This is a genomic window from Caproiciproducens puteiluti, assembly GCF_052442865.1.
GTDB lineage: Bacteria > Bacillota > Clostridia > Oscillospirales > Acutalibacteraceae > Caproiciproducens.
In genome coordinates, this window is sequence record NZ_CP194790.1 from 1984351 (window position 1) to 2006891 (window position 22541).

General features: G+C 49.9%; 25 protein-coding genes. All 25 read left to right on the forward strand.

What is annotated here, in order from left to right; translation table 11 throughout:
• The first annotated feature begins 5 nt into the window (after positions 1–5).
• A complete protein-coding gene (locus tag ACRQU7_RS09610) occupies positions 6–698 on the forward strand; it encodes a site-2 protease family protein (RefSeq protein ID WP_042081815.1) in 693 nt (230 codons plus the stop codon).
• 12 nt (positions 699–710) lie between these two features.
• Positions 711–1451: a segregation and condensation protein A gene (locus ACRQU7_RS09615; protein WP_444640454.1), complete on the forward strand. Its 741-nt coding sequence runs from the start codon at positions 711–713 to the stop codon at positions 1449–1451.
• Positions 1421–1981: an SMC-Scp complex subunit ScpB gene (gene scpB / locus ACRQU7_RS09620; protein WP_038324116.1), complete on the forward strand. Its 561-nt coding sequence runs from the start codon at positions 1421–1423 to the stop codon at positions 1979–1981. Before ACRQU7_RS09615 ends, scpB begins: the two co-directional genes overlap by 31 nt.
• 31 nt (positions 1982–2012) lie before the next feature.
• A complete protein-coding gene (locus ACRQU7_RS09625; protein WP_038324118.1) occupies positions 2013–2660 on the forward strand; it encodes a DUF2953 domain-containing protein in 648 nt (215 codons plus the stop codon).
• 2 nt (positions 2661–2662) lie between these two features.
• The gene (gene ytfJ / locus ACRQU7_RS09630; RefSeq protein ID WP_141825200.1) at positions 2663–3124 is read left to right on the forward strand and encodes a GerW family sporulation protein; all 462 of its coding nucleotides are present in this window, start codon (positions 2663–2665) and stop codon (positions 3122–3124) included.
• A 45-nt stretch (positions 3125–3169) separates the two neighbouring features.
• Complete coding sequence (locus tag ACRQU7_RS09635) at positions 3170–4318, forward strand: D-alanyl-D-alanine carboxypeptidase family protein (protein WP_444640457.1); 1149 nt, start codon at positions 3170–3172, stop codon at positions 4316–4318.
• 26 nt (positions 4319–4344) lie between these two features.
• The gene (locus ACRQU7_RS09640; protein ID WP_444640459.1) at positions 4345–5178 is read left to right on the forward strand and encodes a pseudouridine synthase; all 834 of its coding nucleotides are present in this window, start codon (positions 4345–4347) and stop codon (positions 5176–5178) included.
• Between the two features lie 16 nt (positions 5179–5194).
• Positions 5195–5494, forward strand: a complete 300-nt coding sequence (locus ACRQU7_RS09645; protein WP_444640461.1) for a hypothetical protein — start codon at positions 5195–5197, stop codon at positions 5492–5494.
• Between the two features lie 108 nt (positions 5495–5602).
• The gene (locus ACRQU7_RS09650; protein WP_444640463.1) at positions 5603–6961 is read left to right on the forward strand and encodes an acyl-CoA carboxylase subunit beta; all 1359 of its coding nucleotides are present in this window, start codon (positions 5603–5605) and stop codon (positions 6959–6961) included.
• Positions 6962–7001: 40 nt separating this feature from the next.
• Positions 7002–7418 (forward strand): biotin/lipoyl-containing protein, encoded by a 417-nt coding sequence (locus tag ACRQU7_RS09655; protein ID WP_038324125.1) that lies wholly within the window; start codon positions 7002–7004, stop codon positions 7416–7418.
• Between the two features lie 12 nt (positions 7419–7430).
• Positions 7431–8831 (forward strand): oxaloacetate decarboxylase subunit alpha, encoded by a 1401-nt coding sequence (locus tag ACRQU7_RS09660; RefSeq protein ID WP_038324126.1) that lies wholly within the window; start codon positions 7431–7433, stop codon positions 8829–8831.
• A gap of 161 nt (positions 8832–8992) precedes the next feature.
• Positions 8993–9871: a YicC/YloC family endoribonuclease gene (locus ACRQU7_RS09665; RefSeq protein WP_038324127.1), complete on the forward strand. Its 879-nt coding sequence runs from the start codon at positions 8993–8995 to the stop codon at positions 9869–9871.
• Between the two features lie 32 nt (positions 9872–9903).
• Positions 9904–10182, forward strand: coding sequence for an extracellular matrix/biofilm regulator RemA (remA, locus tag ACRQU7_RS09670; RefSeq protein WP_038324128.1), 279 nt, complete (start codon positions 9904–9906; stop codon positions 10180–10182).
• Positions 10172–10783: a guanylate kinase gene (gmk, locus tag ACRQU7_RS09675; protein ID WP_444645569.1), complete on the forward strand. Its 612-nt coding sequence runs from the start codon at positions 10172–10174 to the stop codon at positions 10781–10783. Before remA ends, gmk begins: the two co-directional genes overlap by 11 nt.
• Entirely contained in the window at positions 10776–10985 is a 210-nt protein-coding gene (locus ACRQU7_RS09680) for a DNA-directed RNA polymerase subunit omega (protein ID WP_038324132.1), read from the forward strand. Before gmk ends, ACRQU7_RS09680 begins: the two co-directional genes overlap by 8 nt.
• A gap of 16 nt (positions 10986–11001) precedes the next feature.
• Positions 11002–13455, forward strand: a complete 2454-nt coding sequence (gene priA / locus ACRQU7_RS09685) for a replication restart helicase PriA (RefSeq protein WP_444640467.1) — start codon at positions 11002–11004, stop codon at positions 13453–13455.
• 15 nt (positions 13456–13470) lie between these two features.
• A complete protein-coding gene (gene def, locus ACRQU7_RS09690) occupies positions 13471–13944 on the forward strand; it encodes a peptide deformylase (protein WP_444640469.1) in 474 nt (157 codons plus the stop codon).
• A gap of 17 nt (positions 13945–13961) precedes the next feature.
• Positions 13962–14888, forward strand: a complete 927-nt coding sequence (gene fmt, locus ACRQU7_RS09695) for a methionyl-tRNA formyltransferase (protein WP_444640471.1) — start codon at positions 13962–13964, stop codon at positions 14886–14888.
• Between the two features lie 28 nt (positions 14889–14916).
• Positions 14917–15621 carry a zinc metallopeptidase gene (locus tag ACRQU7_RS09700; RefSeq protein ID WP_444645571.1) on the forward strand — a complete coding sequence of 235 codons (705 nt, stop codon included), beginning with the start codon at positions 14917–14919 and terminating at the stop codon, positions 15619–15621.
• Complete coding sequence (gene rsmB, locus ACRQU7_RS09705) at positions 15621–16973, forward strand: 16S rRNA (cytosine(967)-C(5))-methyltransferase RsmB (protein ID WP_444640473.1); 1353 nt, start codon at positions 15621–15623, stop codon at positions 16971–16973. The genes ACRQU7_RS09700 and rsmB overlap by 1 nt, the downstream gene beginning before the upstream one ends.
• A gap of 20 nt (positions 16974–16993) precedes the next feature.
• Positions 16994–18025, forward strand: coding sequence for a 23S rRNA (adenine(2503)-C(2))-methyltransferase RlmN (gene rlmN, locus ACRQU7_RS09710; protein WP_444645573.1), 1032 nt, complete (start codon positions 16994–16996; stop codon positions 18023–18025).
• On the forward strand, positions 18006–18743 hold the full coding sequence (locus ACRQU7_RS09715) for a Stp1/IreP family PP2C-type Ser/Thr phosphatase (RefSeq protein WP_444640475.1): 738 nt from the start codon (positions 18006–18008) through the stop codon (positions 18741–18743). Before rlmN ends, ACRQU7_RS09715 begins: the two co-directional genes overlap by 20 nt.
• 14 nt (positions 18744–18757) lie before the next feature.
• Complete coding sequence (pknB, locus tag ACRQU7_RS09720; protein WP_141825212.1) at positions 18758–20791, forward strand: Stk1 family PASTA domain-containing Ser/Thr kinase; 2034 nt, start codon at positions 18758–18760, stop codon at positions 20789–20791.
• A gap of 5 nt (positions 20792–20796) precedes the next feature.
• The gene (gene rsgA / locus ACRQU7_RS09725) at positions 20797–21684 is read left to right on the forward strand and encodes a ribosome small subunit-dependent GTPase A (protein ID WP_444640477.1); all 888 of its coding nucleotides are present in this window, start codon (positions 20797–20799) and stop codon (positions 21682–21684) included.
• Complete coding sequence (locus tag ACRQU7_RS09730) at positions 21669–22304, forward strand: thiamine diphosphokinase (RefSeq protein ID WP_243122449.1); 636 nt, start codon at positions 21669–21671, stop codon at positions 22302–22304. Before rsgA ends, ACRQU7_RS09730 begins: the two co-directional genes overlap by 16 nt.
• Positions 22305–22541 lie beyond the last annotated feature (237 nt).

A 22541-nucleotide genomic window follows, 5' to 3' on the forward strand; every position in this document is an offset into this window, starting at 1 on the left:
ATGATATGCTGTTTAACATGATCAGTGACGTTTTTTCAGGACAGCCGTTTGATATGGCTTCCGCTTTATCCCAAATACTGGCTACCCTGTTTATCATTTTCTGCATTCTGCCTCTGCACGAATGTGCGCACGGCTGGGTTGCCTACAAGCTTGGCGACAAAACGGCCAAATACAGCGGCAGACTGACTTTGAATCCGCTCGCCAGCATTGACCCGGTCGGTTCGCTGTTCCTTCTTCTGTTCGGCTTCGGCTGGGCGAAACCGGTTCCGGTTGATTCCCGGTACTTTAAAAACCCGAAACGCGACATGGCCATTACGGCTTTGGCGGGACCCTTGTCCAACCTGCTGGCGTCTCTCGTCGGCGCCGTGATTTATCAAGGGCTTTGGATTGCGATGAAGGCGAATGTCCCTGCGTTTGTCCAGACCTTCTTTATCGCCTATATCACGATCAATGTCGCCCTTGCGGTGTTTAATATGATTCCGCTGCCGCCGCTGGACGGTTCCAAAATTCTGGGCGCCTTTCTGTCCAGTAAAGCGCTTTACAATTATTACAGGTACCAGAACATTATCATCATGATTGCCTTCGTAGTATTGTTCAGCGGTATGCTCCGCGTTCCCCTTGCCGTTCTGCAGAGTGCCTGCCTGAACGTTGTGCTGTGGCTGGCGGAACTTCCGTTCAAACTGTTCGGCCTGTTATAAAAGGGAAGGATTATGGAAAAACTATCCTATAGGCTGCCTGTTTTTGAAGGGCCTCTTGACCTGCTGCTCTATCTGATTGCCAAAAATAAGCTGAATATCTGTGAGATTCCGATTGCCGAGCTTCTGGATCAGTACACGGAGCACATACAGGCGATGAAGGAACAGGATATGGATATCGCGAGCGATTTTCTGGAAATGGCGGCGCGGCTGGTCTATATGAAAACCGTTTATCTGCTCCCTAAGCACGAGGAAGCGGACGAGCTTCGGCGGGAACTGAGCGGACAGCTTCTCGAATATCAGGAGTGCAAGCGTATCGCTCAGGTTTTAGCCGAACATTTCAGTTTTAACGCTTTTGTCCGCGAACCTTCTGAAATACAGGTTGATCCCACTTACCGGCGCAATCATACGCCCGCGGAGCTTTTTCATGCTTACCATAACGCGGTGGGGAGGGGCAGGCGTCTGATTCCGCCGCCTCCCGAAGCGTTTTCCCACCTTGTTACGCACAAAACCGTAACGGTTTCCTCCAGGATTATCTATGTACTGCGCCGCCTTTGGCAGAGAGACGGCATCAGATACGAAGAATTGTTTGAGGAAAAACGGGACAAATCCGATCTGGTGGCTACTTTTTTGGCGGTCCTGGAGCTGGTGAAAGGGAAGCGGGTGCGTATCGAAGGCGGAAGCTGCAGCGCGGTGGTAAAATTAATCAATGGCGGTGTGAAAAATTGGAGATCAAGAAATTTCAGGGAGCAATAGAAGCGATCCTTTTCTCAAGCGGAGATCCGGTTTCCATTGACAGAATAGCGGACGCGCTGGAGCTGGACAAGTCCACCGTCGCGAAAATGCTTCAAAACCTGATGGACGAGTTCAACCGTGAAGAGGCGGGCGTCCAGATTGTAAAGCTGGAAGATCATTATCAGATGTGTTCCAATCCTCAATATGCCGAATATGTCCGGCGGATTCTGGATATGCGCCGCAACACCCCCCTGTCCCAGGCGGGCATGGAGGTGCTTGCCATTGTTGCCTATAATCAGCCGGTAACAAAGGCTTTTGTAGAGCAGGTCCGCGGTGTGGACTGTTCCGGGGTGCTGGGCAGTCTGACTTCAAAGGGACTGATCGAAGAGCGGGGCCGGCTGGAGCTTCCGGGAAGGCCGCTGCTTTACGGTACTACGCCTAATTTTTTGCGGTGCTTGAATATTTCTTCTCTCAGCGAGCTTCCTCCTCTTGAAAAATCACGGCAGGAGGAAAACGAGGCAGAGGAAATGGCGGACGTTTCCGCCGGATGACCGGATAAATGGATAAACTGCAGGAGGCATTATGACAGCTTTATTGATCGTTTTGGGAATTGTCCTGTTTCTTTTTGTCCTTCTGCTCTTTCCCGTTTCTGTTTCCGCCTGTTTTGAACAGGAATTTTCCGCGAAAATCAAGTATTTGTTTTTCAGCTATCAAATTCCATCGGAATCCCAGGAAACCGGGGAACCGGAAAAAACTGGAAAGGAAGAAACAGGAGAAAAAAGTGACGCATATTCAAAATTCAGGGACATAATAAAGCGTAAGGGCTTATCCGGCTTTTTGGACATCATCAGTGAATTTGCCTCTATTGCCACAGGGGCGGCTAAAAAACTTTTTTCTCACGTTGTCATTCAGCGTATTTTTGTTGATATTGCGGTTGCGGATGAAGACGCCGCTCAGGCCGCCATTTTCTACGGATGCACCTGTTCCGTGGTTTATCCTGCAATGGCGGTGCTTGTTACCCGAGTGAAATGCAAGGACTATCATATCCATATCGCTCCCGACTTCAACGAGAAGGAGTGCCGGATTTTCTTTACCTGCGAAATAAAAACAAAGCTGCTTTTTATTCTTTCGTCTATGCTGCCCGCGCTATTAAAATCACTGATGCTGCTGAAAAAAATAAAAATAAACCCGACTAAAATAAATAAAACGACAGATAAGGCGGTGCATTAAAAATGAGCGATCATCCTATTGAAGGCATGATGAATACAACTCTGGAAAAAATCAAACAAATGGTTGACATCAATTCCATTGTCGGCGACCCGATTACCGCACCGGATGGCTCCATTATTATTCCGATTTCCAAAATCAGCTATGGATTCGCTTCCGGCGGTTCCGACTTCCCGAGTAAAGTCCAGTCGGAAAAAAACTTTTTCGGCGGAGGTACCGGAGCCGGCGTTTCCATCAATCCGGTGGCTTTCATTACGATTTGCAACGGCTCGGTGAAAATGCTGCAGATTGATCCTTACAACAATACCGCGGACAGAGTGATCGGCATGTTCCCCGATATGGTCGATAAAATCAGCGGTCTTTTTAACAAAAAGGGCGAAGGAAAAAAATCAAAGAATGCTGAAAACAAAAACGGGGATGATGTTTCACAGACAAAAGATGTGAAACTGGACGATCCGCAAATATAATTTTTCAATATTGAAGCAACCGCTTGCATATAAATTTATAGGCAGGTGGTTGTTTTGTTAAAAAAGAAAATATCTTTATTTTTATGTCTGTTATTTTTCTCTTTTTCCTTTCCGGTTTTCGTATGGGCGGATGTCCAGCCGCAGGTTTCCGCAAAATCGGCGGTATTGATGAATGCGGACAATGGGCAGGTACTATACGCGAAGAACGAAGATGACAAACGGCCCATGGCAAGCACGACAAAAATCATGACTGCTCTGATTACGCTGGAAACCGCCGCGGTGGATAATAAAATCGTTACCATAACGGACAGCATGGTTCGGGTAGAGGGCTCCTCCATGGGCCTGAAGCCCGGCAACAAGCTCAGCCTGAAGTCTCTGGCGGAAGGGATGCTGGTCGTTTCGGGAAATGACGCGGCCAATTCCGCGGCCATCGCCATAGGCGGTTCCTTAGATGCCTTTGCGGAGCTAATGAATAAAAGGGCGCAGCAGTTAGGGATGAAGGACACCCATTTTGTCACGCCCTCGGGCCTGGACAATTCGGAGCATTATACAACGGCCAGTGATCTGGCCAAATTGGCTATGGCGGCAATGCAGAATACTGATTTTGCGGCCATCGCCTCCCAAAAGGCGGTCACTGTGCAATATGTGAATCCGGTTCAGACCATTCGTTTTACCAATCACAACAAGCTGCTGAGCATGTACGAGGGCTGTATCGGGGTAAAAACGGGCTTCACCAAAAAATCCGGAAGATGTCTGGTTTCCTCGGCGGAACGGGAGGGGGTCTGTCTGGTCGCGGTTACGCTGGATGCGCCCGACGACTGGAACGATCATCAGAAAATGCTGAATTACGGGTTCGCGCAATTATCCTCGTATCCCGTTGACGACTCATCTTTCACTGTGCAGATCCCGGTTGTGGGCGGTTCGTCGAACCAGATTATGGTGAAGGGCAGCGCGGGGAAAGAAATCGTTGTGACCGCTGATGAAATACCGAACATAAAAAGGACTGTTGAACTGCCCTCTTTTTTTTATGCGCCCGTACAAGAAGGGCAGACGCTTGGCGTTGTCAGGTACACGTTGAATGGGAAAACGCTTGCCACCACGGACCTGATTGCCGAAGGGCAGGTCCCGGGAGCTGCGATCCACAAAAATCCGTTCCAGATATTTGGGGACTGGGTAAAAAATTTGTTTTTATAAATTAAATATAAAGGATGTATTATACAATGGCAAAAGATGTTAGGCTGCAAAAAATGCTTGCGGACTGCGGGGTTGCTTCCAGAAGAAAGGCGGAAGAAATGATTTCCGCCGGGGAAGTAAAGGTAAATGGCGTTACAGCAAAAATCGGCGATAAGGTAGATCCGAAAAAGGATAAGGTCAGCGTGAACGGCAGACTGCTGGACACTCATGTGAAGCCGATCTATATCATGCTGAACAAGCCGCGCGGCTTTATCACCACCATGAGTGATGAGATGGACCGGAAATGTGTGGCAGAGCTCATTAAGGATGTGCCAGAGCGTATTTATCCGGTGGGCCGTCTGGACCGGGAGTCCGAAGGGCTTCTGCTGATGACGAACGACGGGGAGTTTGCCAACGCGATGACCCACCCGTCGCTGCACATTCCCAAAACCTATCGCGTAACGGTGCATCCTTCCATTTCGGAAGATCAGCTGACCCAGATAGCGGTGGGCATCGTAATCGACGGCAGAAAAACCGCACCCGCCAAGGTCAATGTTCTTTCCCAGGAAGCCGGGCGCGTGGTGCTGGAAATCGTACTGTACGAAGGAAGAAACCGCCAGATCCGCAAAATGTGCGAACAGCTCGGTCTGGAAGTAGCACGGCTGAAGCGGATTGCGGTCGGTCCTGTAAAGCTTGGAATGCTCCAGCCCGGAACGTGGCGTCCCCTTACCTCCGAGGAAGTTAAAAAGCTCACTGCCGGGGCAAAAGCGGACAAGCAGAGTAAAGAAGCGGGGAGTGAAGCGGATGATTTCCATTCTGACATTAAACGACCAAGACAGAGCCGCCCAAATCATACGGACCGTTCCCGCCGCAGAAAATAATGCGAAGGTTCTCGTGATGATGGATGGGAGGCGGGAGCTGGGCTATGTGGCCGTCGATATGCAGTCTTCGGTGATCCGGATGCTGAAAATGGAGATCACCGGGTGCGAAAGCCTGGAAGAGTTGGATGCCCATGGCCGTTTGTGCGCGGACAGCATGCTCCGGGCTGCCGCCTCCTATGGAGCGGCGATCGGCGCCTATCGGATGGAATCCCGGATAGACGGGCTTCAGGAGTTCCTTTCAGGATGCGGTTTTTTATGGTCAAATGATAAGTTCACAAGTCCTCTGTCGAATTTTATAAAGATATGTCAAAAATAAACAAAATTTTCCGGAAATACTTGCTAACTTCTTTGTAATATATTATACTTAATTTGATTTCGTTAATTTTTTTACATGAAAATTCAATATAAAACGGAGGAATGGAAAATGAGTAAGGTCGATTGTGCGGAACGGCTGCGCACCGCCCGTGACACGGCGAAAAATGCGGCAGGCCATCGACGTATCAGCACTCTATTTGACGTAGGTAGCTTCAATGAAATCGACAGCTTGGCCAGGTCTGGGGAAGACTATGCGGAAGTTGTTGCGGGTTATGGCACAATTGAAGGCGTCCCCGCTTATGCTTTTGCCCAGAACAGCGACGTTGCGGGCGGTGCCATGTCGAGCGCTCAGGCTGCAAAAATCAAAAAGCTATATAATCTCGCCCTCAAAACAGGACTTCCTGTCGTTGGGATCTACGATTCTATCGGCGGCCGGCTGAAAGAGGGCGGCAATATGCTGGCGGCTTACGGCGACATTCTGTTGACCGCCAATAATCTTTCGGGAGTTGTTCCTCAGATTTCACTTGTGCTGGGTCCCTGCATCGGTACATCCGCGATGATCGCCGCCAGCGCCGACATTGTGGTGATGTCGGATAAGGGCGAACTGACCATCGATACCAATGGGGAACACGGTTCCGCAGAGGAGGCCGCGGAGCTGGGCGTTTGCCATCTTGCTGCCGGTGACGAGCAGGACGCGATTTCTTCCGTACGCAAGCTGGTTACCCTTCTGCCTTCCAATAATCTTTCCGGGGCCCCGGTCTTGGATATGCAGGGTTCTGCCGACACGGCCGACCTGACCGATGACTCCGATATCCATTCCATTCTTTCGGCGGTTTGCGATGATGACAGCTTTCTGGAGCTCAGTGAAAAATACGGCAAAGCCGCTGTTACGGGACTGTCCGAGATCGACGGCTCAACCACAGGCGTCATTGCCTTGACCGGCGTGCTGGATGCAGATGCCTGCGCCAAGGCGGCACGCTTTATAAGATTCTGCGATGCGTTTTCGCTGCCAGTCGTCACCTTTGTAAACGCTGAAAAATTCACTTCCCTGCGGGAGGCCTCTAAGCTGTCCAGCTGCTATTCGGAAGCAACGACCGGAAAAGTCGCCGTCATTACCGGCTCGGCTTACGGTCCTGTTTACGTTGCGACAGCCGGACGCGGAGCCAATGCCGATTATACTATGGTCTGGCCGAACGCGGTGGTTTCTCCGCTTGCACCGGAAACCGCGGCCGTATTTCTCTGGAATGACCGTCTGGCGGGCTCCGCCGATCCTGTTGCGGACCGTAAGCAGCTGATTGAAGAATATGAAACAACGGAAGCGTCTCCGTTTGGCGCTGCTGCCCACGGATTTGTGGAAGACATTATTCTTCCGGAAGAAACAAGAATCCGCGTGATTGCCGCTCTGCAGATGATATCGGGCAAAAGAGTTTCCGGTCTTCCCAAGAAACACAGCAACATTCAAATATAGTTACCGCAGATCAATTTGAATTATTTAGGAGGTCAAACATATGAAAAACCTTAAGATAACCGTTAACGGCACTGTTTATGATGTTCAGGTTGAAGAAGTAAGCGGTTCTGCTCCTGGAGCCGCGGCTTCCGCGCCCGTCGCCCCGGCTGCCAAGGCTGCGGCCCCCGCACCTGCTCAGGCAAGTGCTCCCGCTGCACCGGCGCCGACACCGGCTCCCGCTCCGAAGGCGGCTGTTCCGGCCGATGCGGAACTGATTTCCTCCCCAATGCCGGGCACGATCGTTTCCGTTAACGTGACCCCTGGCCAGGCTGTGAAAAAGGGCGACGTCCTGCTGGTTTTAGAGGCAATGAAGATGGAGAATGAGATTATGGCTCCGCACGACGCTGCCGTCGCGGCGGTTCATGTAAACAAAGGGGACAGTGTTGATTCCGGCACTCCTCTTGTTTCCCTCCAGTAAGGGGGCATTATCATGGCTAAAAAAATTGGAATTACCGAAACGATTCTGCGCGACGCTCATCAGTCTTTGATTGCAACCAGAATGCCCATTGAAGACATGCTGCCCATCCTTGATAAGCTCGACAAGGTCGGGTATCATTCTCTGGAATGCTGGGGCGGTGCCACCTTTGACGCCTGTCTGCGCTTCCTGAACGAGGACCCGTGGGAAAGATTGAGGACCCTGCGCAAAAATTGCCCGAACACAAAGCTTCAGATGCTTTTCAGAGGGCAGAATATGCTTGGCTACCGTCATTACGCCGACGATGTACTGGAATATTTTGTCCAGCGTTCCGTAGCGAACGGCATTGACATTATCAGAATTTTTGACGCCTTGAATGATATCAAGAATTTGAATGTCGCTATCAAGGCCGCCAAAAAAGAGGGCGCTCACGCACAGGTCGCCATTTCCTATACGACCGGCCCGATTTTTACTCATGAATATTATATTGACTATGCGAAGAGGATCGAGGAAACCGGAGCGGATTCCATCTGCGTTAAAGATATGGCCGCCCTTTTAACGCCTTATGAGACCTACGATCTTGTCAAAGCCATCAAATCCGTGGTAAAAATCCCGGTTCAGCTGCATACGCATTATACCTCCGGCCTTGCTTCCATGTGTGAGCTGAAAGCCGTGGAAGCCGGTGCCGATCTGCTTGACACGGCCATGTCTCCTATGGCGCTGGGAACCTCCCACACTCCGACGGAGTCCATGGTGGCGGCGTTCAAGGGAACGGAATACGATACCGGCCTGGATTTGGTGCTGCTCAACGAAATCAGGGAATATTTCATGACCCTGAGAGCGAAGTACATCAAGAGCGGCCTGCTCGACCCCAGCATGCTGGCGACCAACACGAAGGCCCTGATTTATCAGGTGCCGGGCGGAATGCTGTCCAACCTGCTTTCACAGCTGAAGCAGGCCGGCAAGGCAGACAAACTGGAAGAGGTTCTTCAGGAAGTCCCGCGTGTCCGCAAGGATTCCGGTTATCCGCCGCTGGTTACGCCTACGTCCCAGATCGTCGGCACGCAGGCTGTGTACAATATCATCACCGGCGAGCGTTACAAAATGTGTACGAATGAATTTAAGGATCTGGTCGCCGGAAAATACGGCTCCACTCCTTTGCCGATAGACGACGAGTTTGCGAAGAAGATTATCGGCGATACGCCGAGAGTCACATGCCGTCCGGCCGACCTGCTGCAGCCCGAACTCGAATCTCTTCGCAAAGAGTGCGCCCAGTGGACGGAACAGGAGGAAGACGTTCTTTCCTATGCCCAGTTCCCGAAGGTCGCGACCGACTTCTTTAAGAAACGCGCGGAGAAAAAATACGGCATTGACGGAAAGCACGCAGATGCCGAAAATATGGTTCATCCAGTCTAATATCCTTTTCTCGATCAATTCAGCCCCAAAATTGGGGCTGAATTGTTTTGCTCTAGTTGACAATTCCTATGGAAAACTGATATTATTGTTAATAATGCTCTTTGTTCAAAATGGCAGAAAGCTCTGCACGATAAATTTAAAGTGAATTGAGATGATACTGCGTGATTAAAAGCATGACGGGCTTTGGAAGATGCGAAGAGGTGATCAACGGAAGGGACATTATCATTGAGATTAAATCCGTGAATCACAGGTATTTTGAGTTTTCATCCCGGATTACCCGCGGATACGGTTTTTTGGATGAGAAATTGAAATCATACCTGCAAAGCAAAATTTCCAGAGGGAAAATCGACGTTTATGCTTTCATTGAGACCATGGAGGATACGGATGCCCAGGTTCTGGTCAACCATTCTCTGGCGGCGGGATATGTGAATGCGCTGCGGGAGCTTGCGCAGCGATACAGTCTGCGGGACGATATTTCCGTGGGGACCGTTTCAAGATATTCCGATATCTTTACCGTCCATAAAGCGCCCGAAGACGAGCAGATCATTTGGGATTCCGTCCGGCAGGTCACCGACCAGGCGTTGGCTGCGTTTTTGAAAATGAGAGAAATAGAGGGGGAACGCTTAAAGGCGGATGTTTTGCAGCGTGCGGAAACGATTCTGCAGACGGTCGGGAAAATCGAGGAGCGGTCTCCGCAGACCGTAAGCGAATATCAGCAGAAGCTGACCCAGAAGCTGACCGAGCTGTTGAGCGACAGCAATATCGACGAACAGAGAATCCTGACTGAAACTGCTATTTTCGCCGACAAGATTGCTGTCTCTGAAGAAACCGTACGGCTTCGCAGCCATTTTGAACAGTTCTCCAATATGCTGAATTCCAATGAGGCGATCGGCCGTAAGCTGGATTTTATCGTACAGGAAATGAACCGTGAGGCAAATACCATCGGTTCCAAATGCATTGATTCCCAAATCGCGTACATGGTTGTGGATATCAAAGCGGAGATTGAAAAAATCCGCGAACAGATACAAAATATTGAGTAATCATTGCCAAGGCAATGGAGGGGGATATCTTTATGAAGCTTATTAATATCGGATTTGGCAACATGGTTTCCGCCAACCGGCTTGTTGCGATTGTCAGTCCGGAATCCGCTCCGATCAAACGCGTGATACAGGACGCGAAGGAGCGCGGCACTTTGATCGACGCAACCTACGGCCGCCGCACCAGAGCGGTGATTATCACGGACAGCGACCATGTGATTCTGTCCGCCGTGCAGCCGGAGACCGTCGCCAACAGGCTGAATGACCGCGAGGAAGACCTTACCGATGAGGAGCTTGATGACGATGAAGAATAAGGGGCTTCTGATTGTGTTTTCCGGTCCGTCAGGTGCGGGAAAAGATACTATCCTGAAAAAGCTGCTGGAAAAGAATCCGAACGTCCGCTTATCCATATCGGCTACAACCCGTCAGCCCCGTGAGGGAGAAGTCCACGGCAGAGATTATTTTTTTGTGGACAGAGATGAATTTATCAGAATGACACAACAGGACGAAATGATTGAAAGCGCGGAATACTGCGAAAATTTTTACGGCACTCCGCGCAAACCCATTGATAATTGGCTTGCAAATGGGGATGATGTCATTTTAGAAATCGAAGTGCAGGGCGGGTCCCAGATTAAAAATAAATGTCCCGACAGCGTCAGCATTTTTATCCTTCCTCCGTCTCTCGCGGCGCTTGAGCAGCGGCTGAAGGACCGCGGAACGGAAAGCGAAGAAGCGATACAAAAAAGGCTTGCTGTCGCCAGAAATGAAATCCTGGAAGCAGTCCACTACGATTACGCCGTGATTAACGATACGGTCGATCATGCGGTCGACGAAATTATTCACATTATTTGTGCCGAAAAGCATAAAGTAAAGAGAGATAATCTTTTAATTGAAAGGATACTGAATCATGCTTAAACCATCTGCAGATTTGATTGTAAAACCAAATCAAAGCCGTTATTCCCTTGTGATCGCTGTTTCAAAAAGAGCGAGAGAAATTGCGGCCGATGCTGAAAACAGGGGAGAAATCCTGATTGAAAAACCGGTTGATGTGGCCGTTCACGAATTGATGGAAAATAAATACAAGATTGTCGAGCCTGACAGCCGTTCCAAAGAATGATCCGGCGAGGTATAAAATGTCCGATTTTACCATTGCAAAAGTAGCGGTAGATAAAACCGTTTATCATTTTGATAAAGCTTTTGACTATACGGTTCCTTCCGGGCTTCTCGCATCGGTTAAGCCGGGATGCCGTGTAATGGTACCTTTCGGCGGGGCTGACAGTAAGCGGCAGGGAATGGTCCTCGCACTAACCCATCAGGACAGTGCGGAAAAGCTGAAGCCGGTTTTGGAGTTTCTGGACCCGGCTCCGCTCCTTTCTCAGGAGTCACTTCGCCTTGTTGTCTGGCTGAAAGAACATTATTTCTGCACGCTTTATGATGCCGTCAAACTGCTTTTGCCAACGGGAATCAACTTTAAAATCAGGACGGAATATTCGCTTGCCGTTCCCGTTCCTTCTTTGGATATGGATAGCTTGGACGAAGTTGAAAGACAGATCGTTTTCTATCTTTCCCATGCCGGCGCCTGCGTCGACCGTGATAAGCTTTTAAAGGAGCTGGGACTTTCCGGTGATTCCAATGTCCCTGAAAAGCTCTGTAAGGCGAACATCCTGGTAAAAAGCAGCGGAACTGTCCGGCAGATAGGAGACGCCTCGCAGAAAATGGTGCGGTTAACCGAAAATCAGGAACCGCATAAACTGACGTTGAAACAGAAAAGCGTTTACAATCTTCTCAGCGATGTCGGCAACGCTTCTTTAAAGGAGCTCTGTTATTTTGCGGGTGTTACCCCTGTGGTTGTGGACGCGCTGGTCAAAAAGGATATTGCGCAATACTACGAGATTGAAATTTATCGGAATCCCTACGATCATATTCAGAACGGCGGGCCCGCGGAAGATATCATCCTTTCTGCGGAGCAGCAGCAGGCATACGCGAATTTATACCGGCAATACACTTCCGGCAGCGGCGGGGTTTCTTTGCTGTACGGTGTTACCGGCAGCGGAAAAACGTCCGTTTTTATGAAGCTGATCGATGCGGTCAGATCGGACGGCCGCGGCGTGATTGTGATGGTGCCGGAGATATCCCTCACCCCTCAGACGATCTTTTTGTTTCACCAGCGCTACGGAAGGGATGTTGCTGTTTTTCACAGCGGACTGACCCTTGGGGAGCGTATGGACGAATGGAAAAGAGTCAGAAACGGGGAAGCGCTGATCGCTGTTGGAACGCGTTCAGCGGTTTTTGCTCCGTTTGACAATCTGGGACTCATCATTTTGGATGAGGAACAGGAATACACCTATAAATCGGAATCGTCTCCGCGCTATCATGCGCGGGATGTGGCAAAGTTTCGCTGCGCCTACCATAAGGCGCTGCTTGTACTGTCCTCGGCGACTCCGTCCATTGAAAGCCATTATCTTGCACAGAATGGGCGTTACAGCTTCAATATGCTTTCCACCCGCTACGGCAATGCCGTCCTTCCCGAAGTAACGGTGGTGGATATGAATGCGGAAGTGGAAAGCGGAAACAATACGATTCTGAGTTCGGTTCTGCATCAGTCGTTGGATGAGAATCTGAAAAACGGCCGTCAGTCGATTATTCTGCTGAACCGCAGGGGATATAACACATTTGTTTCCTGCAAGGCCTGCGGCCATGTAATGACGTGTCCGAACTGCAGCATTTCGCTGACATACCACTCTGCCAATCACCGCCTGATGTGCCATTACTGCGGCTATTCCATGCCGCTGGTCAAAGAGTGCCCCCAGTGCCATGAAAATAAGGTCCACTTCACCGGTTATGGCACGCAGCGGGCCGAACAGCAGCTGCGGGAGCTCTTGCCCGATGCGCGTATTCTGAGGCTGGACACCGACTCGACGATGACGCGGTTTGCCTATGAGAAAAAACTCCGGCAGTTTGCCGAAGGAGAATACGATATTATCATCGGGACGCAGATGGTCGCAAAAGGACTTGATTTTGAAAATGTTACGCTTGTCGGTGTGCTTTCGGCTGATCAGACACTTTACAGCGATGATTTCAGGAGCTATGAGCGTGCGTTCGACCTTCTGACACAGGTAGTCGGCCGTTCGGGTCGCGGTCAGTTTGCGGGGAAAGCAATTATTCAGACCTTTACCCCGGAAAACGATATTATCAAGCTTGCCGCCAGGCAGGATTATCAGGAATACTATGAAGGGGAAATTGCGATCCGAAAAGCGATGCTCTATCCTCCTTTTTCAGATATTTGTGTTGTCGGTTTTGTAGGCGGTACGGAAGCGAAAGTGCGGGAAGCCAGCAAAGCCTTTTTAAATATGCTGAGAACTCTTGCACAAAGCGAGTATTCCGGGCAGCCGATGAGAGTGCTGAACCCCTCTCCGGCATTAATCGGGAAAGTAAGTAATAAATATAGATATAAATTGATCATTAAATGCCGCAATCATACAAAATTCAGGGAAATGATCTCTCGCCTGCTGATTCAGTTTGCGGGAGTGCGTGAATTTTCCTCGGTATCGGTATTTGCGGATATGAACCCTGACAGTATTATGTAACTTGGAGGTATAATTATGGCGATACGAAACATTATAAAAGAGGGAGATCCGTTTCTGAATAAAGTCTCCCGTCCGGTAGATAAATTTGACAAAAAGCTAGCAACCCTGCTGGACGATATGCAGGAAACCATGCACAGCGCCGACGGAGTCGGCCTTGCCGCGCCGCAGGTGGGAATTTTGAGAAGGGCCGTTGTCATCGATATCGGCGAAGGTCCGATCGAGCTGATCAATCCTGTTTTTCTGGAACAGAGCGGGGAGCAGGAATGTCTGGAAGGCTGTTTGTCCGCTCCGGGGCAATACGGCATTACGAAGCGCCCGATGCATGTAAAGGTTCGCGCGCAGAACCGTAAAGGGGAATTCTTTGAAATAGAAGGGGAAGAACTGCTCGCCACGGTGATGTGTCATGAGATCGACCATCTGGACGGTATTTTGTTTAAATCGCATGTGATTCATATGCTGAGTGATGAAGAACTGGCGAAGTTAAAATAAGAAAAGCGGGTGATTCAATGCGTATTGTTTTTATGGGAACGCCGGACTTTGCCGTTCCGTGCCTGAAAAGCCTGATTGACGCGGGGCATGATGTCTGCGCTGTTTTTACGCAGCCCGACAAACCGAAGGGGAGAGGCTATACGCTTACGCCGCCTCCGGTCAAGGTGCTGGCCGGCGAGAAAAATATCGAGGTCTTCCAGCCGAAAACGCTTCGCACCGCCGAAGCCGCCGAAACGATCCGGAATCTGACCCCCGATGTGATCGTCGTCGTCGCCTACGGGAAAATACTGCCGAAAGAGGTTCTGGAGATTCCTCCTTACGGCTGTATCAATGTTCACGCGTCCCTTTTACCGAAATACCGCGGGGCTGCCCCGATTCAATGGTCCGTGATCAACGGTGAAAAGACCACGGGTGTTACCACAATGTATATGTCGGAGGGGCTGGACACCGGAGACATGCTGCTGACCGCCCGGACGGAAATCGGACCGGAGGAAACCTCCGGCGAGCTGCATGACCGGCTTTCTTTGATGGGCGCGAATCTGATCGTTGAAACTCTTCAAAAAGTAAAAGACGGAACGATTCAGCGTATTCCGCAGAGCGAGGAAAACACCTGCTATGCCTCCATGCTGACAAAAGAGCTTTCCCGTATTGACTGGAACCAGCCGGCCGGTAAGATCCACAATCTGGTTCGGGGACTTTCCCCGTGGCCTGTGGCAAATACGACCTATCACGGCAAGCTTTTGAAAATTCACAGAACCGGACCGGCGGGCCAAAACAAAGGCAAGCCAGGCGAAATTCTGACGGCGGACGGTTCGTTTGTTGTCTGCTGCGGGGAAAAGACCGCCCTCGAACTTCTGGAGGTTCAATACGAAGGCGGGAAAAAAATGAACGGAAAAGATTTTCTTCGCGGGCATCCAACCGGCGAAGATTTTATGGTAAAATAAAGGAAGTAACGGAGGGATTATGATGGGTATGGGATTTTATTATTTTGACTATACATACTTCGTATATATTGTACCTGCGCTGATTGTGACAATGATTGCACAGTTTCGGGTAAAGTCGACTTTTGAGAAATATTCCCGTATCTCAACGGCAAGAAATATGACGGGAGCACAGGTGGCCTCCAGTGTCGCGCAGTTCGGCGGCGCCCCCGGCGTACAGGTACAGCGCATATCCGGTAGCCTGACCGACCATTTTGATCCCCGGGACAATACGATCAGCCTTTCCGACCAGGTTTACGCTTCTACCTCTATTGCGGCGCTTGGTGTGGCCGCTCATGAAGCGGGTCACGCGATTCAGCACGCGCAGGGATACCTGCCGAACAAAATCCGCACCGTTCTGGTTCCCATCACGAATTTTGGGTCCCGGCTCGCGGTTCCGCTGATTATTGTCGGACTGTTTTTGCCTGTTCAGTACGACTTTGTTGTGAATCTGGGAATTGCCCTTTACAGCTTTGCCGTATTGTTCCAGCTCGCAACGCTTCCTGTAGAGTTCAACGCCAGTTTCCGTGCAATCCGCGCGTTGGACGAGGCCGGTATTTTGTATCCTGATGAGCTGGAGGGCGCAAAAAAAGTTCTGCGGGCGGCGGCAATGACATATCTGGCTGCAAGCTTTACCGCCATTATGTCCCTGCTGAGACTGCTTGTACTCGCCGGAAACAGAAGGGGCAGAGATTGATGGACAGTGCGAGAGCCGCAGCACTTGCCGCTCTTTTGCATGTCGATGTGAACGAAGGCTATTCCAATATTGTTCTGGACAAAACGCTGGCTTCCTTTTCTTTGGAAACGCGCGACAAAGCGCTTGCCTCCGCGATTTTTTACGGAGTGCTGGAACGCCGGATCACGCTGGACTACTTCATCAGCCGATTTTCCAAAATGCCGCTTAAAAAGCTTTCGCCGCAGGTGCTGGAAATCCTGCGTATGGGCGCTTATCAGATTTTATATCTTGAAAAAATTCCAAAGTCGGCTGCGGTCAACGAATCTGTTATTCTTGCAAAAGAAAATGATGCTGTAAAGGCATCTGGCTTTATTAATGCGGTTCTTCGGTCTTTGATCCGAAATCTTGAAAATTTAAACATTTTGGATGCCGAAAAGGATCAACTGCTGTCTCTCAGCATTCAATATTCGTGCCCGCAATGGCTGATTGCTCTGTGGCAGAAATCATATGGGGAAGAATGTACGCTCCGTTTGCTGGAGAGCACTTTTTCAAAGCCGCCCGTATTTGCCAGAACGAATAATATTTGTATTTCTGAGGAAAACTTAATTGAAAAGCTGAATATGGAAGGCGTAAAGGCCATCCCCATTACATGGATAGATCAGGCAGTCGAATTGCAGCAGACGGGCGCAATCGGCCAGTCGGAAAGCTACCGGGAGGGCTTGTTTCACATACAGGATCTTTCTTCTCAGCTTTGCTGTTTTTTATTTCATCCGCTTCCCGGCGAGCGGGTCATCGATGTATGCTCCGCGCCCGGAGGAAAAGCCTTTACCATGGCCGAACTCATGGAAAACAAGGGCGAGCTTCTCGCCTTTGACAAATATAAAGGAAAGGTGAACCTGATCCGTCAGGGAGCGCAGCGTTTAAAGCTCTCTGTAATCAGCGCCGCCGTACGGGACGCTTCCGTAGCGGAAGACGATCTGGCCCCGGCGGATAAAGTCCTTTGCGACGTACCGTGCTCCGGTCTCGGAATCATTCGCAGGAAACCGGAAATTAAGTATAAATTACCGTCAGCTATTGACAGTCTGCCTGATTTGCAGTACCTTATTCTGTGTAAATCATCAAAACTGGTCAAGACGAATGGAACTTTATTTTATTCAACCTGCACTTTGAACCCGAAAGAGAACGGCGAGGTGGCGGAAAGATTCCTTCGCAACAACCATGACTTTGAGCCTTTGCCGCTCAATCTGCCCGATCAGGTTTGCCATGCCGTCGAAGGGGAACCGGAGAACCAGCTGACGCTGATGCCTCACGTTCACGGGACGGACGGCTTCTTTATCGCGGCTTTTCGAAGAAAACAGGAGTGGATGTCTTGAGTTTGCAGGATCTGAAATCAATGACTCTCGAAGAAATCAAAGCCGATTTTGCCGCTGACGGCCAACCGGCTTTTCGTGCTTTGCAGGTTTATAAATGGCTGCATCGAGGAGTTGAAGATTTTGAACAAATGTCCGATCAGTCCAAAGCCTTTCGGCAGGTACTGTCGGAAAAATATTACATAGCGAATGCTGTGATAGAAAAAAAACTGGAATCCCGTTTGGATGAAACCGTAAAATATCTGTTTCGCCTGAATGACGGAGAATATGTGGAAAGCGTTCTGATGGACTATCATCACGGTCATACGATCTGTATTTCCACACAGGTCGGCTGCAAAATGAACTGTGCGTTCTGCGCAACGGGGAAAAGCGGTTTTTCACGGAACCTGACGGCTTCCGAAATGCTTGCGCAGATTCAGTCGGCCCAGAAGGATGCCGGTATCCGGATATCAAATGTTGTGATGATGGGGATGGGAGAACCGCTGGATAACTATCAGAACGTGCTTCGCTTTCTGGAGCTGGTTTCTTCCGATGAGGGAATGAACATCGGGATGAGGCACATTTCTCTTTCCACCTGCGGCGTTGTGGATAAAATCTATGATCTGGCGGAAAAGAAGCTTCAGCTTACCCTGTCGGTGTCCTTGCACGCGCCGAACGACGAAATCCGCTCCAGAACCATGCCGGTCAACCGGAAATGGGGAATGGAGGAGTTGATGAAAGCGTGCCGGTACTATGCCGATATGACGGGCCGCCGGATTTCCTTTGAGTATGCCATGATTCACGGGGTGAACGACAGCGACGCCTGTGCAAGGGAGCTTGCGGGAAGACTCAGCGGGATACTCAGCCATGTCAATTTGATCCCTGTCAATGATGTCAGCGGAGCCGGATTTAAAAAAAGCTCTGCCGACAGACTGCAAAAATTCAGCCGCGTCCTTTCGGGTAAGGGAATCACCGTCACCGTCCGGAGGACGCTCGGCTCGGATATCAATGCTTCCTGCGGACAGCTCAGACGCAGGTACAAAGAGGAGGTGGCCAATGTTGAGAGTATTCAGTAAAAGTGATATTGGCCTTGTCAGACAAACCAATCAGGACGCCTGCAAGAGCGGTACCTTTTCCGAGCATTCCGCGTGGGCCGTTGTCTGTGACGGAATGGGCGGTGTCAACGGAGGCAATGTTGCGAGTGAAATTGCGGTAGAGAAAATTTCCGAAAGCATTGCCGCATCCTATCATGAAGGGATGACTGACAGTTCCCTAAAGAATCTGATGATGGCGGCGATTCACAACGCCAATCTCGCCATCCATGACGAAGCAATGAACCATATCCAGCTTACCGGTATGGGAACGACCGTGGTTGCGGTGATCGTTTCGGACGGGGTTGCCCATATTGCCCATGCCGGGGACAGCAGGGCGTATTTAATAACGGAAAATAATATTCGGCAATTGACTACGGACCACTCCATGGTACAGGAAATGGTTAATAATGGGGATATTACGGAGCAGCAGGCAAAAATCCATCCCCAGAAAAACATTATCACCCGTGCACTTGGAGTCGAACCTTCCATTCAAATTGATTACTGCGAAAATGAGTTTCGTTCCGGCAGCATGCTTTTGATCTGTACGGACGGTCTTACGAATTATATCGATGCCAAACAGATTTTTGCGCTGTCCAAAACCATGGACGCCGAAAGCCTGACAGACAAGCTTGTAACGCTCGCGAAAGACTGTGGGGGCGGTGACAACATTACGGTTGTCATCATTGAAAACTACTGCTGACAGGAGTTGATTTTATGGATAAGTACACAGGGAAACGGCTCGACGGACGCTATGAAATACATGAACTGATCGGTACCGGCGGAATGGCTCTGGTTTACCGCGCGTATGATACGATTGACGACCGTACGGTCGCAATCAAAATACTCAAGGACGAGTTTTTGGGAAACGACGAGTTTATCCGCCGCTTCAAAAATGAGTCCAAGGCAATTGCAGTGCTTTCCCACCCGAACATTGTCAAGGTTTACGACGTCAGCTTTGGTGACAGAATTCAGTATATTGTTGAAGAATTTATCGATGGAATCACGTTAAAGGAATATCTGGATCAGCAGAAGGAAATCAAATGGAAAGAAGCCATCCATTTTACCGTCCAGATTCTGCGCGCGCTTCAGCACGCTCATGAGAAGGGAATTGTCCACCGTGACATAAAGCCCCAGAACATTATGCTGCTGCAGGACGGGACGATTAAAGTGACCGATTTCGGCATTGCCCGTTTCTCACGCAGTGAAACGCGGACGATGACGGACAAAGCGATCGGGTCGGTCCATTACATCGCGCCGGAGCAGGCAAGGGGAGATCTGACCGACGAAAAGGCGGACATTTACTCCGTAGGGGTCATGCTTTACGAAATGATTACGGGCCGTCTCCCGTTTGAAGCCGACAGCGCTGTCTCCGTCGCCATTATGCAGCTGCAGGCAGACCCCAAGCCTCCCAAGGAAATCAATCCCTCCGTGCCGGAAGGCCTGGAGGAAATCACGTTAAAGGCGATGCAGAAAAATCCCACGCAAAGGTATCAGTCCGCCGCCGAAATGCTCAGAGATATCGAAGCTTTCCGGAGAAATCCCAGCATCAGCTTTCAGTACAAATATTTTATCGATGAGAAGCCTACCAAATATATTGACGCGATCAACACGGTAAAGGGAGCGGAACCTTCCGCGTACAACGATAATTATGAATATGAGGAAGAACCGTCCAGAGCACCCAAAAAGAAGAAGAAAAAGTCGACCGCCTCTTTAGTGATCGCGGGGATTGCCTCTGCGTTTCTGATTGTCGTCATCGGCTTTGGAATCGCCGCACTGTTTCACAGCTGCAACAGTGGAGTCGGAAATATTGTTTTACCGGATTTCAAAGGAAAAACCTACGATGAGGTAAAAGAAGAAGTAAAGAACAACGATCAGTATAAAAATCTGACCTTTGTTACCGAAACGAAAAACGATTCTACTCAGAAAACGGGCATTGTTCTGAGCCAAAGCCCCAAAGAGGGTACAACCGTAAAAGCCAATGCGGAAATCACCCTTACCATTAATGCGGGCGGCAAACCGGTCTCTGTCCCCGACGTTTCCAACAAGACACAGGAGGAAGCGATTGCCGACCTGGAAAAAGTAAATCTGCTGTACGACGCTTTGCCGGTGATCGACGATCAAACCGAGAAGGGTCATGTAAAATATACCGATCCGGCCGCGGGAACGCAGGTTACGGAAGGAACAAAGGTGAAGATTTATATCAGCACCGGCGGCGAGGAAGAAAAGACGGCCGTTCCTGCCGTGATCGACAAAAATATAGAGGATGCCAAAACGGAAATTATCGCGGCGGGTCTGACAGTCGGGGATATTACCGCACAGGATGACAGCGATAAAGCAAAGAACGTGGTCATCGAAACCTCCCCCCTGCCCGGCGTGCAGGTCGTGAAAGGCAGCGCGGTATCCATCGTCATCAGTTCCGGTAAGAAATCGGAGAAATCCATCGATGTCTTTGTCAAGCTCCCGAAAGAAGTGACACACGACATCAACCTGAAAGCGTATTTGGGCAACGAGCTCCAGACGGAAAAGACCGTGAACCCGTCCTATAATGACGTATGTCAGCTTACTTTTAAAGGCAGCAGCGGCAAAAAGCAGCTGATTATTCAGCTGGACGGAAACAAGTATCAGGAGTTTACGCTTGACTTTGACGCGGGCACTTCCACGGCAGGGGAAAGCTATCCGTATAACAATGCCAGCAGTACGGGGGGAAGCAGCGATATCCCGAGCGGCATCATCACTCCTTCGGACTGATGCCTATGGATAAGATAAACGGTACCATTATAAAAGGTATCGGCGGTTTCTACTATGTGGAGGCCGCCGATACGCTGTATGAATGCAAAGCCAGGGGCGTTTTCCGGAAAAACAAGGTGACCCCTTTCGTCGGCGACCGTGTAACCGTCAGTCTGGAGAAAGACGGGACAGGCACGATTGAGAAAATATTCCCGCGAAAGAATTCCTTGGTGCGCCCGCCGGTTGCCAACATCGATCAGCTGGTGATCGTTGTGTCGATCTGCGATCCGTCCCCCAGTACGCTGATAATTGACAAAACCATTGCTGCGGCGGAGGACAAGGGCATTGAGCCTGTTATCGTGATCTCCAAAAGCGATTTGAAAGACTGCCAGTGGCTGAACGATATTTATCAGACAACCGGGATTCCGCTGCTTACGATTTCTTCGGCTACGGGAGAGGGAGTTGAAGAAGTAGAGAAGCTGCTGAAAGGAAAAATTTCAGCTTTTACCGGAAATTCCGGGGTCGGAAAATCCTCTCTGCTGAACAGGATCGATTCGCGCTTCCATCTTCAGACCGGAGAAATCAGCCAGAAGCTTGGACGCGGCCGGCACACCACAAGACAGGTTGAGTTTTTAAAGCTGGGGGAGAATACCTATGTTGCGGATACGCCGGGCTTTTCTTCCATCAGCGTGGAACGCTACGATCTGGTGAAAAAGGAAAACCTTCAGTATTGTTTCCGGGAATTTGAACCCTATCTGAATCAGTGCAAATTTGTCTCCTGCTCCCACACCTGCGAAAAGGGCTGTGCAGTTCTGAAAGCGGTGGAAGAGGGGACGATCAGTAAATCCCGTCACGAAAGCTATGTCGCCATGTACAATGAGGTAAAAGATTTGAAAGAATGGAATATGAAATGAAAAAATGCGTGATTATCGGTTCGTCGCCCTGCGAATACGGCGGGATTCTGAATGAAATCGATCGTGATCATTCTTTTATTATTTGCGCCGATGGCGGTCTGGACGTTGCGCTGGAGCATCATCTTACGCCCGATCTGCTCATCGGCGATTTCGACTCTGTAAAGAATGAATTGCCGAAAAACATTGAAACCATCCGTCTGAACAAGGAAAAAGACGATACCGACATGATGGCGGCCATCAAGGAAGCGATCAAAAGAGGATACCGCGATTTTACTCTTTTCGGTGCTCTGGGCGGCAGGATCGATCATTCCTTTTCCAATTTCTGCGCTTTGCAGTATCTGGCTTCTCAGGGCTGTAAAGCGGTGATTGCGGACAGGGACTGCCGGGTATTCCTGCTTTCCGGCGGCCGTCTGACGCTGAGCGGGCTGAAAGGCCGGATGATTTCCGTTTTCCCTTTTGGCGTCGGTTTCTGTACGGTGAGCTATGAGGGAATGAAATATCCGCTCAGGGAAGCGTCCATTTCCTCCGCTTATCCGCTCGGCGTCAGCAATGAGATCACGGAAGATCAGGCGCAGATTTTTGTTCACAGCGGAAATGCCCTGATTTTTTTACTGTCGTAAGCGAACCAAAATCTTTGCCGCTGAATATAATGAGGATAAGACAAAAGAAATATCGTCTTATTTTGATAATGGCGGTGAGCTGGATGTGGCAACGAAATAATTGCTTAATTGCAAAATGCTCGGTTGCTTTTGGGCTCGGGCTGGCTGCCTCTTGTTTTTGCCCAACGGGATTAATCCTGTTTATAGTAGCGATCATCATGATCATATTGGGAATCACACTTTTAAGGTGTGGAACAT